Origin of the sequence: Christensenella intestinihominis (genome assembly GCF_001678845.1) — a bacterium.
In the GTDB taxonomy this organism is placed as follows: domain Bacteria; phylum Bacillota; class Clostridia; order Christensenellales; family Christensenellaceae; genus Christensenella; species Christensenella intestinihominis.
The window spans coordinates 1-14,520 of the sequence record NZ_MAIQ01000010.1 but is presented as its reverse complement, the minus strand read 5'-3'; the positions used below and the strand labels follow the sequence as shown (position 1 = coordinate 14,520).

Here is a 14,520-nt window from a genome sequence, read left to right as displayed (position 1 = left end):
TATCAATAACAAAAAGCCCCGCCGCAAAGAGGTTGCGGCGGGGCTTTTACTATCCTCAGGATATGCTTTCTTTTTTTGCCTTGTCCTTTTTCAGCGCCACCGTTATCAGGATACCCGCAACCGCGGCAATGGCGGGAACGAGGAACGTCCATGCCGTTGGGATGCCGCCCGGCGTCACAACCTTTGCAATCGCGGGGAAAAGCAGCCCCGAAACCGCAAACGCGATCATAACCAGCCCATAATTCACGCCGTTGTTTTTGATGCCGAAATAATCGGCGGTCACGGCCGGGTATACGCCCGCGCTTCCGCCGAATGCAAACGAAACGAGCGCGATCAGGACGATGAAGAAATAGCTCTGCGCAAAGGTCAGCAGCAGTATGCTCACAAGCGTGATCCCGTAAAGCAGGAACAATACGTTCCTGCGCCCGAGCCGGTCGGACAGCCACGGGGCAAGCAGCCTTCCCGCTGCGGACGCCATACCCGTCGCCATAACGCCGGCCAGCGCCGCGGCCTCGGTAAGGCTGCGAAGCTCTCCCAGGGATTTCAGCAACGGATTGATAATAAAATATGCCGGGGTCAGGAGCAGCATGCTGAGGAAGATAAAGTAATAGTATTTCGTTTTGAGGACCTCGCCGGGCGTGTACTGCTTTTGCGCGGAAAGGTCGGGCAGCCGCGTCTCAAACCGGTCCATGTATTCCTTGGAAGGATTTTTTACGAACCAGCCGAAAATCAGGATCACGGCGAGGAAGATAAGGGACAGCGTAAGGAAGGTCTGCGAGACCCCTACGCTTTTTAAAAGCGTGTTCGCGACGGGGGTAAACACAACCGTGGACGCGCCGAAGGTGCACACGATCACTCCCGTTGCAAATCCCTTTTTGTCCATAAACCATTTTTGCGCGCATGAAATCGTGGAGGTATAGGCCGCGCCCACGCCGAAGCCCGCAATTCCGCCGTAAAACAGCCAGATCAGCTGCGGCATATCCTGCGGCACAAGGGACGACAGGAAGATGCCCGCGCAAAACAGGATGCCGCCGAGAAACACCACGGGCCGGGGCCCTTTCTTATCGTTGATCCTCCCGCCGAGCACGATGCCAAGCACAAAGGTGGCGAGCATGATGGAAAACGTGACGGATGCGTCCGCCGCGCTCCAGGAATAATATTCCATCACGGAAGGCTGAAAAATGCTCCAGATATAGATGATTCCGATGCACAGCTGAATGACCGCCCCCGCGACAAGCGGCAATGCCTTATTCTGTTTTTTGCCCATGGGAAAACCCTCCAAACGGATTTTAATGTATTAACATAATAGTATACGATTTTACCGTGAAAATCAACGCTGTACTTGTGGATTTATGCGGCAGGATGTAAAATAGGTATGAGGCGGCGGACGGTTTTATAAACCGGGAAACGGCCGCGGCATGAAAGAGGATAAGAAACCGAAATGCTGGAAGGACTTAAAATAGAAGTATATAAGGCAAACCAGGAGCTTGCGAAAAACGGCCTCGTCACTTTGCGCTGGGGGAATATTTCCGCGAGGGACGAGCGCACGGGTTATGTTGCCATTAAACCCCGCCGTACCGCTTTCGCGCAGCTGCGGCCGGACGACCTGATCGTGTGCGATATGGAAGGGAAAATCCTCGAAGGCCTGCAAACGCCTTCTTCGGACCTGTTTACGCACCTCGAGATTTACAAGGCGTTCCCCCAGGTCATGAGCGTCGCGCATACCCATTCCAAATGGGCGACGGTGTTTGCGCAGGCGGGGAAGAGCATCCCAAACCTCGGCACCGCGCATGCGGATTACTTTAAATACGATATCCCGGTCACCCGTACCATGCGCCCGGAGGAAATCGCAAAGGATTACGAAAAAAATACGGGCCGTATCATTGCGGATGCGTTCACCCTGAAAGACCCGATGACGACGCCCGCAATCCTCGTTAAAAGCCACGGGCCCTTCGTATGGGGAAGGAATATCCCCGACGCGGTGGATAACGCGGTGGCGCTCGAGTATGTGGCGGAAATGGCGTTCTACACCCTGCGTCTCAATACGGACGCGGATATGAACAAATACCTGATTGAAAAGCACGTGCAGAGAAAGCAGGGAGGGAAGAATGAGCAATAAATCCACCTCCACGGAACGCCAGCTTTTCATCCTGTCGCTGCTCTCGCAGCGGAAAAGCGGATATACCATCAATGAAATTATCGACAGCCTCAAGCGCATGGCGGATATCGACGCGACGCGGCGTATGGTGGCGCGCGATATGGATTATATCTCGCAGAACTTCTTTGTGTATGAGGAAGAAGTGGGCGGAAAGCTCGTATACAAGGCGGACAAATACGCGCTTTCGGATATGGATTTTTCCATGGCCGAGGTTGTGTCGCTGTATTTTACGCAGCAGGTGCTGAAAACTTACGAATCCCTCAGCATGGCAAAGGACGCGCTTAAAATTGTCCGGCGGATTCTGGGAAAACTGCCCGAGCTTTCGCGCAGCGCCATGGAAAACGTGGAAAAGATGATTAAGATCGTTCCCGAAACGGCCGCGGACAGCGAAACGGACGAAGAAATCCTCGCCCTTGTGCAGGAAGCCCTCGAAACGTCGCACAGCCTCCGGCTCCGCTACCATTCCTTTTCCTCGGGCGAAACGGCGGAACGGGTGTTCGATCCCTATGTGCTCGAGGTGCGCGAAGGATGCTGGCACAGTATTGGCTTCTGCCACCTGCGGGGGGCGGTGCGCGACTTGCGCGTCTCGCGCATTGAAGACGCGGAACTCCTCGCGGAAACCTTTACCGTGCCCCGGCGTTTTTATGAGGAATACCGCAAAACGCGGTTCGATAAGCTGGCGGGCGAGGAACTTGAAGACATCCGGGTCAGGTTCACGGGGGATGCCGCCCGGCTTGTAAAGGAATACCATGCGCGCAAGGCCGACCGCCTCACAGACGACGGCGGCGCGGTGCTGTTTGAAAAAAAGGCGGCGGTCACGCCGGATATCAAAAGCTGGCTGCTTTCCTTTGGCGGCGAGGCCGAGGTGCTGGCGCCGGAGGGACTGAAACGGGACCTGAAAGAGGAAATAGGGCGCATGGGCGCTTTGTACAGAGAGGAGCAATCGATTGATGAAACAGCGTCAGATTTTAAATGACATTTCTCCTGATTTCAAGCGTGATAATCAGGAACAGGAAGAATATATCGCGGCCAAAAAAGCGCAGACGGTGGACTTTGTCCGCAGGTATCTGAACCGGGCAAACGCAAAGGGCGTGGTGCTCGGCGTGTCCGGCGGGGTAGACAGCTTCCTTTGCGCTTCCCTGTGTGCGGAGGCGTGTGCTGCGGAAGGCAAACAAATGTACATCGTGCTCCTGCCGAACGGCGTGCAGGGCGATTTTGCGGATGCCGAGGCCTGCGCCCGCCAGATCATGAAGCTTAATCCGCAGACAATATGCGATACGGTCTCCATTGCGGGTGGTTATGCGGGCGCGGTCAATGACCTCAAAGACGCGCAGGGCTTTTCGCAGGACGCCTATACGCTGGGGAACCTCCAGCCGCGTCTGCGGATGATGTACCAGTATGCGCTGGCAAAGGGCATGCTCGTCGCGGGGACGGACCACGCCACAGAGGCGGTCACCGGGTTCTACACCAAATACGGCGACGGCGGCAGCGACTTCAATCCGCTGCAGGAGCTCGTGAAAGACGATATTTACGAAATGGCAAAGACGTACGGCGCGCCGCAGGCGGTTCTCCAAAAGCAGCCCGCAGCGGGGCTCGGCATCTCGGCCACGGACGAGGAAGAGCTCGGCATCCGCTATGCGGATATCTGTGCGTACCTGAAAGGAAATGTTATCCCGGATGACGCGCGCGAAAAGCTCGAGGCGGCATACGGCCGTTCCATGCACAAGCGCGCGATGGCGGCGTCGCTGAAGGACGAATATTGCAGCCAAAAACCGGTCACCCACATCCATATCGGGGCCGTCGCCGAGGAACGCGTTTTAAATTCCACAATCGGCTATATCAACGCGCATCCCGGGCAGAACGTCCTCTATGTAACAAGCGGGGCGCTTGCGGATGCGTTTTACAGGGAGATTAAAAAGACGGTCAACACGCCCCTGTCCCGCTACAACTGTTTTGTGCCCGATGGGGACGGCGGCGTAAACGAAGCGTACGGCAGGCTCGCGCACAACCTTGAAATGGACGTAGTGGTTTCCGGCAAGGTGGACGAGACCTTCCAGCGCATCCTCCTGCACCTGATGAACAGCAGGTACCAGGTGACTCTGCTGAAGGATTGCTTAACAAAAATAAAGCAAGGGAAAAGTAACGGGTGATCGTGAATGGTTTGGTTTCACCAATAAAGAATCATGCGCCGCAGGCGCATACAATGTTCATTTATAAAAGGGGTTGCTATGGATATTTTTAAATATGTGGACGAAGTGGTCGACTATTACGAGACCATACAATATAAATACAAAAATATCGCGCACGACTTAAAGCATATGATGGAAGACGTGGTGTGCAAGAATTCGGAATACACGCTCAATGTTTCCTACCGTGTCAAGGAGCCGGAAAGCGTGCGGGAAAAATTGATCCGCAACAGCTATTACAGGCTGCACACCACAAAAGAGGAAATCGTCGCCAACATCCAGGATATCATCGGCCTGCGGATCGAGTGCAAATTCAACGACGACGAAGCCTATGTGTATTCGCTGATGCTGAAGCTTTTCAACAAGACGGACGACCAGATTTTTTATTACAATGAAAAATTCCCCAAGATGCGCTTCAAGCTGAATGAAAAACAGCCTGCCAAGCAGAAAAACGGCTTTGATATTTATAAGGTCGACGCGCGCTACGAAGACCACAAGGGGGAAGAAGACGAAGTCCGCGTGAATTTTGAAGTGCAGATCAAGTCCATGGTCAATATGTTCTGGGGCGATATCGAGCATAAAATCATCTATAAGAACCCTTCCTACTTTATGGTGGAACAGCAAGTCATCGAGAATATGGTGTCCATCAAGGAGAACCTTAACCTGGTCGACCACCAGCTGCACGTGCTCTATAAGCGCTATAAACGCGACAACAGCTCCAAGCTTCACTACCGGAAGGAAAATATCCAGAATATTATCAGCAAGCTGATCCACGATACCATCGCGCGGAAGATGAAAAACGACCTCGGTTTTGTCGTACAGTTCAAGGACAGCTGCGACAGCATTGTGGACTATATCTTTATTGTCAATAACGCCGCGCAGATGGAAGATTACGGGCGCGTCATGACGGAAATGTTTTACATCACGGGCACAATGACGGGCGAGGAAATCAATTTCCGCGAATCGCTCCAGCTCGAGCACGAATTCGATACGGGCGATCCCTTTATCGACACGGTCGGAACGACGATCCAAAAGCTGATGAACGTGGATTTCAACTGGCATCTTTACTGCATGATCCTGTTTGAGCTCGAGCGCGGCAGCAAGATCGATGCGCTCGAAACGTTTATCCGGTACTATAAGGGCAGACTCACGGCCAATTCCGGGCTGCACCGCCTCGAAGAGGTGTTCCCGGCGGAAACGGCGAAAAAAATCAAGGCCGATTTGCTCTCGGAAATGGGCTATGTGTTCCGCCGCCATGCGGATATCACGCTGCTGCACGAGGACGGCATCGTCGAAATGACGCGCGCCCTTAAAAAGACGGTGGCAAACATCATTAAAGACAATCCGGACTGGAACAAGGAAAAATCCATTTACTTCCTGTACCTCAACAACAGCGTCAACCTGGAGACGCGAAATTGACAAAGGCCCCCTATGGAAGTAAGATGTAAGGACAATAACTATTAGAAAAAGAGGACAGAAAGGCAATGAAAATCAAACTGGCTGACGGCAGCGTCAAAGAATTCAAGGATGGCATGACCGCTCTTGAAATTGCAAAAGAGTTGAGTCAAAAACTGGGCAAATCCGCAGTTGCGGCAAAAGTGGACGGTACGGTCACGGGGCTTGACACGGTTCCCGCCGACGGCGCGACGCTCGAAATCCTGACGTTCGGCGACGAAGAGGGCAAAAAGGCGGTTTGGCATACGGCGTCCCATGTGCTCGCGCAGGCGGTGAAGCGCCTGTACCCCGACGCGAAGCTGGCAATCGGCCCGGCGACGGATAACGGCTTTTATTATGATTTTGATACGGAAAAACCGTTTACCAACGAAGACCTCGCGAAGATCGAAAAAGAGATGAAAAAGATCGTGGCGGAAAACATTCCGCTCACCAAATATACCCTCCCGCGCGCGGAAGCGATCGGGAAAATGAAGGATGCGGGCGAGCCCTATAAAGTAGAGCTGATTGAAGACCTCCCGGAAGACGCGGTGCTGAGCTTTTACGAGCAGGGTGATTTTACCGACCTGTGCGCAGGCCCCCACGCGTCCGGCACGGGCAAGGTGCGGGTCCCGAAGCTCCTGCGGACGGCAGGGGCGTATTGGCGCGGCGACGAAAAAAACAAAATGCTGCACCGCATTTATGGCATCGCGTTCCCGTCACAGCAGGAGCTTGACGCCTATCTGAAACAGCAGAAAGAGGCGGAAGAGCGCGACCATAACAAGCTCGGGCGCGAGCTGCACTATTTCACCACCAGCCCCATTGTCGGGCAGGGCCTGCCGCTCCTTATGCCCAAAGGCGCAAAGACGATCCAGCTTTTGCAGCGCTTTGTGGAGGATGAAGAGGAACGCCGCGGCTATGTGCTCACCAAAACGCCGTATATGGCCAAGAGCGACCTGTATAAAATTTCCGGGCACTGGGACCATTATAAAGAGGGGATGTTTGTGCTGGGAGACGAGGAAAAGGACGACGAAGTGCTTGCGCTTCGGCCCATGACCTGCCCCTTCCAGTATACGATTTATAATGCGGAGCATCATTCCTATAAAGACCTTCCCATCCGCTATGGGGAAACCTCGACCCTGTTCCGCAACGAGGCCTCCGGCGAAATGCACGGCCTGATCCGCGTGCGCCAGTTTACGCTTGCGGAAGGCCATATTATCTGCACGCCCGAGCAGCTTGAAGAAGAATTCATGGGCGTTCTCGACCTGATTAAGTACAATATGAAGGTGCTCGGCATTGAGAACGACGTATATTACCGTTTCTCCAAGTGGGACCCGAACGACCGTGATAAGTATGTCGGCGACGCGGAGGAGTGGGAGCGCGTCCAGGATGCGATGCGCAACATTCTCGACCATACCGGCCTTGACTATACGGAAGAAGAGGGCGAGGCGGCGTTCTACGGGCCGAAGCTTGATATCCAGTTCAAAAATGTATTCGGCAAGGAAGATACGCTTTTCACCATCCAGATCGATTTTTCGCTGGCGGAACGGTTCCAGATGACCTATGTGGACAGGGACGGCCAGAAAAAAACGCCGTACATCATCCACCGTTCGTCCATCGGCTGCTACGAGCGCACGCTCGCCATGCTGATCGAGAAGTATGCGGGGGCGCTCCCCATGTGGATGATGAGCGAGGAGGTCCGGCTGATGAACATTACGGAAGGGGCCATGCCTTATTGCCATGAATACGCCCAGCGCCTCCGGAGCGCGGGCCTGCGCGTCACGGTGGACGACCGTCAGGAAAAGATCGGTTATAAAATCCGTGAAGCGCGCAACGAACGTATTCCATATATGCTCGTTGCCGGTGAAAAAGAGGTTGCGGACGGCACCTTTGCGGTGCGCCGCCGCGGCGAAGGCGAAATTGGCAATATGAGCCGGGATGAGTTCCTCGAGATGGCGGTGCGGCAGGACCGCGACAAGGAAATTTTCTGAGGAAACCGTCCATAAGCAAAAGGTCCGGCTTTGCCGGGAGGTTTCATCGTGCGCCGTGCGCATACCTTGTTTATTTATTCATCATTACTTGGATTTGCGGCTTGACACGCCGTAAAGCGGCGTGGTATATTAATAGAGTTAAAACAAAGCAGAAGCTGCCCGCTTCTCACCTGCACGCAAAGGTGTGCACGGTCAAATAACGAACAGATGATGTATTTGTTGGTATTTTTGCGGGTGGCGTATGCTGCCCGCTTTTTTTATCAGGCGGAAGCGAAGACAGCAAAGCCCGGGTACTAAGCCGGGAAAAGGGGCCCCCGTGTGAGCCCGGCGAAGCGGGTCGCATGGGGAAGATAGGTGAGATTCCAAGGACACGAGCAAAGCGAAGTGCGCTTGGCAAATCGAAGGGATGCCGCGAAGCGGCAGGAGCAACTGCGCGAAAGACGAGATTCCGCCCGAAGGGCGGAACGAAGTAAAAGGCGTGAAAAAGGGGCCCCCGCGAAACTCCAACGAAGTGAGTTTTGTGGGGAAGAGGAGAAAGACGCCCGAACCAGCGAAGCTGCGCGCAAAGCGCGTAGCGAGCAAGAGGACGGCTTTCGACGAAAAGGGAGGAAAAACCAATCGCAAACGAACCGCTCATCAACGAGCAGATCAGAGAACCGGAAGTAAGGTTAGTTGCCGAAGACGGAAGCCAGCTTGGCGTGATGTCTTCACGGGAGGCGCAGAAACTGGCGGACGAGGCCGACCTCGACCTTGTCAACATTTCGCCCAAGGCGAAGCCGCCTGTGTGCAAACTCATGGATTACGGCAAATACCGCTTTGAACAGAATAAGCGGCAGAAGGAAGCAAAGAAGAACCAGAAGGTCATCACCCTGAAGGAAATGCGCCTTTCCGCCACGATTGATAAGCACGATATGGAAGTCAAGGCCAAAAATGTCAAGAAATTTTTGGAAGCGGGAGACAAGGTAAAAATCTCCATTCGTTTCCGTGGCCGTCAGCTTTCCCATACGGATCAGGGCCGTCAGGTAATGGAGATGTTCCTCGAAATGCTCGGGGACGTTGCCGCGGTCGAGAAAAATGCGAAAATGGAAGGCCGGAGCATGTTCATGATCCTGTCCCCGAAAGCGCAGTAAAAGAGTGCCAAACGAAAAGTTTTTATACAGAAGGAGGGCGTCAAGATGCCTAAGATGAAGACACACAGGGGCGCGGCAAAGAGATTCAGCCTCACAAAGTCGGGAAAAGTGAAAAGAGCCAAAGCGTACAAAAGCCACATATTGAATAAGAAATCCTCCAAGAGGAAAAGAAATCTCCGCAAGGGTACTTATATCAGCAAGGCAGAGCAGAAGAACGTAAGAGTTCTGATCCCGTATAAGTAAGCGGAAAAAAACGAGGAGGTTTAGAAAATGGCAAGAGTAAAAAGAGCGGTAAGCTCGCATAAAAAGCGCAGGAAAGTATTTAAACTCGCAAAAGGTTATTTTGGAGCGAAATCCAAGCAATATAAATCCGCAAAACAGCAGGTCATGAAATCGATGCACTATGCATACACCGGCCGCAAGCTTAAAAAGCGTGACATGCGTCGGCTGTGGATCGTGCGGATCAATGCGGAAGCACGGCAGAACGGCATCAGCTATTCCCAGTTTATGAACGGTCTCAAACAAAACGGGATCGATCTGAACAGAAAAGTACTGGCTGATATGGCTGTGAGCGACAAAGTTGCATTCAAGCAGCTTGCTGAAACAGCGAAGAAAAAAGTGCAGGCGTAAACAAGAAACGCGTGATGGGGGTAGTAGGCTAAGTACTATCCCCATTTTTTATGATCGCGCACGGCGCGGAAGGAATTCACCCCCGCAGGCCATGCCATGGCGCGGGAAACGCAGTTTATGCGGCCGCGTTATTTTCCACGGAAGGAGCTGTACGGTGAAAGAGATTACGAGTCATTCCAACGAATATATCAAGATGCTGAAGTCCCTGAAACGCAAAAAATCGCGGGACGAGCAGGGCTTATATATCATCGAGGGCATGAAAACCATCGAAGAGGCAATCGCCTCGGGCCAGGAAATTGAATGCATCGTCACTGCGGATAAAAATAGCGCTGTTATGCGGTTTGCAGACCATCACAATGCAAAAATAATAACTGTACCATATGAAATAGTACAGCAGATTGCGGACACAAAATCGCCGCCGAAAGAGCTTGCCTGCCTGAAAAAGCAGGAAAACCTGCCCGATTTTGGCGGGAAGTTTTATGTGGCGCTCGACGATGTGAACGACCCCAAAAATTTGGGGACGATCATCCGCACGGCGGATGCGGCAGGCGCTGACGGCGTGTTTATTTCGGAAACCAGCGCGGATTTTTACGGCCCCAAGGCACAGCGCGCGGCAATGGGCAGCGCCTTCCATGTGCCGATCGAGGTGTGCGATTTAAAAAAGCGCCTTACGGAGCTCCGCTCGGACGGGATAAAAATCGTGTCCGGTTCGCTACGGGGCAGCGACGAACTTTCCGGGGGGCTTACGGCGGCGTGCGTAGTCGTGGGCAACGAAGCGCGGGGCATTTCGGACGAAGTGGCGGCCCTGAGCGACGTGCTGTACAAAATTCGCATGTATGGGCAGGCGGAAAGCTTGAACGCAAGCGTCGCGGCGGGTATAATGATGTATGATGTGCGGCGCGCGCTCAAGGATTGACGCGCACACGGTATCCCGGCCCGCGCCCGCTGATATTGTTGTTGATAAAAATATTTAAAATATTGCGTATAGTTGAGAGGAAAACAGAATGGAATGTGAGCAGATCGTAGCAAAGGCGCAGGGCGAAATTGCCTCGGCGCAGTCGAGCGCGCAGCTTGACGGCATTCGCGTGAAATATCTCGGAAAAAAAGGCGAGATCACGATGCTGATGAAGCAAATGGGCACGCTTCCGGGGGAGGAACGCCCGGCGTTCGGGCAGGCGGTCAACGCGGCAAGAAAAGCCGTGGAGGAATCGCTGGCCCGGGCCCTGGAAGAAATTACAAAAAAGGAAAGCGCGGAAAAGCTTGCGGCGGAACGGATCGATATCACGCTGCCCGGAAAAAAGCAGGAGCTTGGCGCGCTTCATCCGCTGACGCAGGTATACCGCGAGGTGCGGGATATCTTCCTCAGCATGGGCTTTGATATAACGGAAGGGCCGGAGGTAGAGCTCGACGAATATAACTTTGAGCTTTTGAATATCCCAAAAAACCATCCCGCCCGCGATATGCAGGATACGTTTTATGTGAGCGAGGACGTCGTCCTCCGCACCCATACCTCGCCGGTGCAGGTGCGCACGATGCTCTCCCAAAAACCGCCCATCCGCATGGTGTGCCCGGGCCGCGTGTTCCGCACGGACGACGTAGACGCGACGCATTCCCCGGTGTTTATGCAGATGGAAGGCCTTGTCGTGGGCAAAAACATCCGCTTTTCCGACCTCAAGGGAACGATCAACACATTCATCCGTAATTTTTACGGCGAGCATGTAAAGACAAAATTCCGCCCGGGCTTTTTCCCGTTCACGGAGCCGTCCGCCGAGGTGGACGTAACCTGCACGGTGTGCGGCGGCAAGGGCTGCGGCGCGTGCAAGGGCGCGGGCATGATCGAGGTCCTCGGCTGCGGGCTTGTAAACCCGGTTGTGCTTGAGAACTGCGGCCTCGATTCAAACGAATATTCCGGTTTTGCGTTCGGTATGGGCATCGACCGCCTTGCCAACACAAAATACGGCATCACGGACATCCGCCTGCTTTACGAAAACGACGCGCGTTTCCTGCGGCAGTTCGTTTGAGAAAGAATTCCGGAAACGCAGGGCATTTCGGAACCCGGGGAAACAGGCTTCCCCGGCGGATTTTTAAGGCGCGGCCTTAAACGGATTTCAGGGCAGGCCCCTGATCTATGAATTTTAGAAAGAGGATAAATATATGTTAGCACCATATAGATGGATATGCGATTACGCAGACGTAAAGTCAGACGCACGTACGCTGGCGGATAAAATGGTTATGACCGGCAACGGCGTGGAAGAAATTGTAGAACTCGGCGAAAATATCCGCAATGTGGTTGTCGGGCGGATCGAAAAAATCACCAAGCATCCGGATGCGGACAAGCTGCAAATCTGCATGATCGACGTGGGGGACGAAGAGCTCCTGCAAATCGTTACGGGGGCGGACAACGTGTTCGAGGGCGCCTACATCCCGGTCGCCAAAGCCCCGTCCATGCTCCCGGCGGGCCCGATCAAAAAGGGAAAGCTGCGGGGGGTGGAATCATTCGGGATGCTGTGCTCGGGTGAAGAATTGAATTTAAAGGAAGAGGATTACCCGGGCGCGGGCGTAAACGGCATCATGATCCTTGCGGGCGAGCCGCAGGTGGGAATGGATATCCGTGAGCTGCTGAACCTTTCCGGAACGGTAATTGATTTTGAAGTCGGCGCAAACAGGCCCGACTGCCTTTCTATCATCGGTACGGCGCGCGAGGCGGCGGCGGCCGACCAGGCGGCGTTCCGCCTGCCGGAAGTGAAATACGGGGAGCACGAAGCGAAAACGGAGGAAATGGTCAGCGTAGACATCCAGGCGCCCGACCTGTGCACGCGTTATATCGCGGCGGCGGTGACGGACGTTAAAATCGGGCCTTCCCCGGAATGGATCAGGGTGCGCCTGCGCGAGGCAGGCATCCGTCCCATCAATAACATCGTGGATATCACAAACTTTGTGATGCTTGAAACGGGGCAGCCGATGCATGCGTTCGACGCCTCGAAAATACGCGGCGGCGAAATAATTGTGCGTCGTGCGGAGAACGGCGAAAAAATGAAGACGCTCGACGATAAAGAGCGTACGTTCACGGAAAATATGCTGCTTATTTGCGATAAGGAAGGGCCGATCGGCGTTGCGGGCGTGATGGGCGGCCTTGATTCGGAAATCACGGAACAGACAAAAACCGTTGTGTTTGAATCCGCGAAATTCATGTACGGCAATATCCGCCAAACGTCGCGCGGCCTCGGACTCGCGACGGAAAGCTCCATGCGTTTCTCGAAGGGCGTGGACGCGGTCACGACGCTGTTCGCCATGCAGCGCGCGCTGACGCTCGTGGATGAGCTCGGCGCGGGCAAGGTAGCGAGCGGCATGGTCGACGTGCTGAACGAGGACCTCCAGCAAAAAGTAATAAAAGTAAACGCGGCGCGTATCAACGCCAAGCTCGGCACGGATATTCCCGCAAAGGAAATGCAGCAATACTTAAACCGCGTATTTATCCAAACGGGAATCATCGGCGACGAGCTCGTGTGCACAATTCCTGCGTTCCGCGGGGATATCTGCGGCGCGGCCGATATTGCGGAGGAAGTGGCGCGTATTTACGGCTACGATAACATCCCCGAAACAGATGCGCTGATCGCGCTCCGGCGCGGCCGGATGTCGGATTTCGAGGCAAAGACGGATATCGTTAAGGATTACCTTAAGGACATGGGCTTCCTTGAATGCGTAACCTATTCGTTCACCGGCCCGCAGGATTATGCAAAGATCGGCGCGGATGTGCCCGAGAGTGTGAAAATCATCAATCCCCTGGGGGACGATTCCTCCCTGATGCGCACCACGCTCGTGCCGCATATGCTTTCGGTCGTGGCCCTGAACCAAAACCGGAAAAATGAAAACGTACAGCTTTTTGAAGTATCGCGCGGCTATTTCCCGCAGGATGGGCAGCCGCTCCCGCACGAGGTGCCGATGCTTGTGCTGGCACAGACCGGCAGTAAGGATTTCTTTGACATGAAGGGCGTGGTCGAAAACATCATGGCGCTTACGTCGGGGGTGGAAATCCGCTGCCAACGGGCCAACGAATCCTGGCTGCATCCGGGCGTCTCGGCCGATATTTTCGCGGGGGAAGAAAAAATAGGCGTAATGGGCAGCGTACATCCGGATACCATGAAGGTTTTCGATATGCCGGAACGCGCCGTTATCGCGCAGCTTGACCTTGAAAAACTGTATGCGGTGGCAAAGCCGGAGACCAAGTTTAAAGCGCTGCCCAAATTCCCGGCGGCGACGCGCGACCTTGCGGTAATCGTAGACGCGGACGTCGGCGCGGGCGACCTCATGGCGGTTATGAGGGAAGCGGGCGGCAAGCGCGTGGAAAAGGTGGAGCTGTTCGATGTGTTCAGCGGCGAGCAGGTTGGCGCGGGCAAGAAGAGCGTCGCCTATGCCATCACCATGCGCAGCCCGGAAGCGACGATGCGCGACGAGGAAGTGGATGCGGTCATGAAAAAGATATTGAAGGTCCTGGAGAAGGATTTCGGCGCGCAGCTTCGGCAATAATGCGGCTTGTGGAAAGCCGGGGCCTGTTGTATAATAGAAGAAAACCCGGATGAGAGGGACGCGGCATGGAAAAAACAAAAACAATCGTCAGTATCGGCGGAAAAGAATACACGATTTGCGGGACGGACAGTGCGGAATACATCCACAGGGTTGCGCTTCATGTCAACAAAAAACTGACTGAGCTTAAAAAGGCCAACCCAGACCTCAACAACGTCCAGCTTGCCATGCTCACCTCCCTTAATATCGCGGACGATTATATGAAAACAAGCGACGAGCTTGCGTCGGCGAAAAAGGAACTCGAACGGGTACAGAAAGAGCTGGAACGCGCTGAAAGGGGCGGAAGTACGGCCAATCGCACCACGCCGTTCAATAAGCGGTAAAATATGAATGGAAGCGGGAACCGCGGGTTCCCGCTTTTTTATGCGAAGCGAAATCCCCCCGCTGCGCGGGGGAGTTCAAAAAAGGCG

Annotated in this window: 13 protein-coding genes and 1 other annotated feature; of the genes, 12 read left to right on the top strand and 1 reads right to left on the bottom strand. The window is 54.2% G+C overall.

Annotated elements, in window-relative coordinates; translation table 11 throughout:
* Positions 1-55: 55 nt before the first annotated feature.
* Positions 56-1,267, bottom strand: coding sequence for an OFA family MFS transporter (locus tag BBD38_RS11980; protein ID WP_066688545.1), 1,212 nt, complete (start codon positions 1,265-1,267; stop codon positions 56-58).
* A gap of 174 nt (positions 1,268-1,441) precedes the next feature.
* Between BBD38_RS11980 and araD the strand changes: the two genes are divergently transcribed.
* The 12 genes from araD to BBD38_RS11920 all read left to right on the top strand — a co-directional run bounded on the left by araD (position 1,442) and on the right by BBD38_RS11920 (position 14,433).
* Complete coding sequence (gene araD / locus BBD38_RS11975) at positions 1,442-2,119, top strand: L-ribulose-5-phosphate 4-epimerase AraD (protein ID WP_066688544.1); 678 nt, start codon at positions 1,442-1,444, stop codon at positions 2,117-2,119.
* Positions 2,109-3,134: a helix-turn-helix transcriptional regulator gene (locus BBD38_RS11970; protein ID WP_066688541.1), complete on the top strand. Its 1,026-nt coding sequence runs from the start codon at positions 2,109-2,111 to the stop codon at positions 3,132-3,134. The genes araD and BBD38_RS11970 overlap by 11 nt, the downstream gene beginning before the upstream one ends.
* Positions 3,109-4,308, top strand: a complete 1,200-nt coding sequence (nadE, locus tag BBD38_RS11965) for an NAD(+) synthase (RefSeq protein WP_066688539.1) — start codon at positions 3,109-3,111, stop codon at positions 4,306-4,308. Before BBD38_RS11970 ends, nadE begins: the two co-directional genes overlap by 26 nt.
* 78 nt (positions 4,309-4,386) lie before the next feature.
* Entirely contained in the window at positions 4,387-5,763 is a 1,377-nt protein-coding gene (locus BBD38_RS11960; protein WP_066688537.1) for a GTP pyrophosphokinase, read from the top strand.
* A 65-nt stretch (positions 5,764-5,828) separates the two neighbouring features.
* On the top strand, positions 5,829-7,766 hold the full coding sequence (gene thrS, locus BBD38_RS11955) for a threonine--tRNA ligase (protein ID WP_066688534.1): 1,938 nt from the start codon (positions 5,829-5,831) through the stop codon (positions 7,764-7,766).
* A gap of 140 nt (positions 7,767-7,906) precedes the next feature.
* Positions 7,907-8,032, top strand: a sequence feature (ribosomal protein L20 leader region).
* A gap of 351 nt (positions 8,033-8,383) precedes the next feature.
* The gene (infC, locus tag BBD38_RS11950; protein ID WP_066688532.1) at positions 8,384-8,896 is read left to right on the top strand and encodes a translation initiation factor IF-3; all 513 of its coding nucleotides are present in this window, start codon (positions 8,384-8,386) and stop codon (positions 8,894-8,896) included.
* Positions 8,897-8,941: 45 nt separating this feature from the next.
* Positions 8,942-9,139 (top strand): 50S ribosomal protein L35, encoded by a 198-nt coding sequence (gene rpmI, locus BBD38_RS11945; protein WP_066688529.1) that lies wholly within the window; start codon positions 8,942-8,944, stop codon positions 9,137-9,139.
* A 27-nt stretch (positions 9,140-9,166) separates the two neighbouring features.
* Positions 9,167-9,526, top strand: coding sequence for a 50S ribosomal protein L20 (rplT, locus tag BBD38_RS11940; protein ID WP_066688528.1), 360 nt, complete (start codon positions 9,167-9,169; stop codon positions 9,524-9,526).
* Between the two features lie 154 nt (positions 9,527-9,680).
* Positions 9,681-10,442, top strand: a complete 762-nt coding sequence (locus tag BBD38_RS11935) for a TrmH family RNA methyltransferase (protein WP_172807835.1) — start codon at positions 9,681-9,683, stop codon at positions 10,440-10,442.
* An 88-nt stretch (positions 10,443-10,530) separates the two neighbouring features.
* Positions 10,531-11,547 (top strand): phenylalanine--tRNA ligase subunit alpha, encoded by a 1,017-nt coding sequence (pheS, locus tag BBD38_RS11930; protein WP_066688527.1) that lies wholly within the window; start codon positions 10,531-10,533, stop codon positions 11,545-11,547.
* Between the two features lie 133 nt (positions 11,548-11,680).
* Positions 11,681-14,053 carry a phenylalanine--tRNA ligase subunit beta gene (pheT, locus tag BBD38_RS11925; protein WP_066688523.1) on the top strand — a complete coding sequence of 791 codons (2,373 nt, stop codon included), beginning with the start codon at positions 11,681-11,683 and terminating at the stop codon, positions 14,051-14,053.
* Positions 14,054-14,118: 65 nt separating this feature from the next.
* The gene (locus BBD38_RS11920; protein WP_066688521.1) at positions 14,119-14,433 is read left to right on the top strand and encodes a cell division protein ZapA; all 315 of its coding nucleotides are present in this window, start codon (positions 14,119-14,121) and stop codon (positions 14,431-14,433) included.
* Positions 14,434-14,520 lie beyond the last annotated feature (87 nt).

What these genes read in the sequence shown, in the direction of transcription:
- BBD38_RS11920 (WP_066688521.1), top strand. Translation starts at nt 14,119, where the DNA reads ATGGAAAAAACAAAAACAATCGTCAGTATCGGCGGAAAAGAATACACG.
- pheT (WP_066688523.1), top strand. Translation starts at nt 11,681, where the DNA reads ATGTTAGCACCATATAGATGGATATGCGATTACGCAGACGTAAAGTCA.
- rplT (WP_066688528.1), top strand. Translation starts at nt 9,167, where the DNA reads ATGGCAAGAGTAAAAAGAGCGGTAAGCTCGCATAAAAAGCGCAGGAAA.
- pheS (WP_066688527.1), top strand. Translation starts at nt 10,531, where the DNA reads ATGGAATGTGAGCAGATCGTAGCAAAGGCGCAGGGCGAAATTGCCTCG.
- BBD38_RS11970 (WP_066688541.1), top strand. Translation starts at nt 2,109, where the DNA reads ATGAGCAATAAATCCACCTCCACGGAACGCCAGCTTTTCATCCTGTCG.
- BBD38_RS11980 (WP_066688545.1), bottom strand. Translation starts at nt 1,267, where the DNA reads ATGGGCAAAAAACAGAATAAGGCATTGCCGCTTGTCGCGGGGGCGGTC.
- BBD38_RS11960 (WP_066688537.1), top strand. Translation starts at nt 4,387, where the DNA reads ATGGATATTTTTAAATATGTGGACGAAGTGGTCGACTATTACGAGACC.
- araD (WP_066688544.1), top strand. Translation starts at nt 1,442, where the DNA reads ATGCTGGAAGGACTTAAAATAGAAGTATATAAGGCAAACCAGGAGCTT.
- nadE (WP_066688539.1), top strand. Translation starts at nt 3,109, where the DNA reads ATGAAACAGCGTCAGATTTTAAATGACATTTCTCCTGATTTCAAGCGT.
- rpmI (WP_066688529.1), top strand. Translation starts at nt 8,942, where the DNA reads ATGCCTAAGATGAAGACACACAGGGGCGCGGCAAAGAGATTCAGCCTC.
- thrS (WP_066688534.1), top strand. Translation starts at nt 5,829, where the DNA reads ATGAAAATCAAACTGGCTGACGGCAGCGTCAAAGAATTCAAGGATGGC.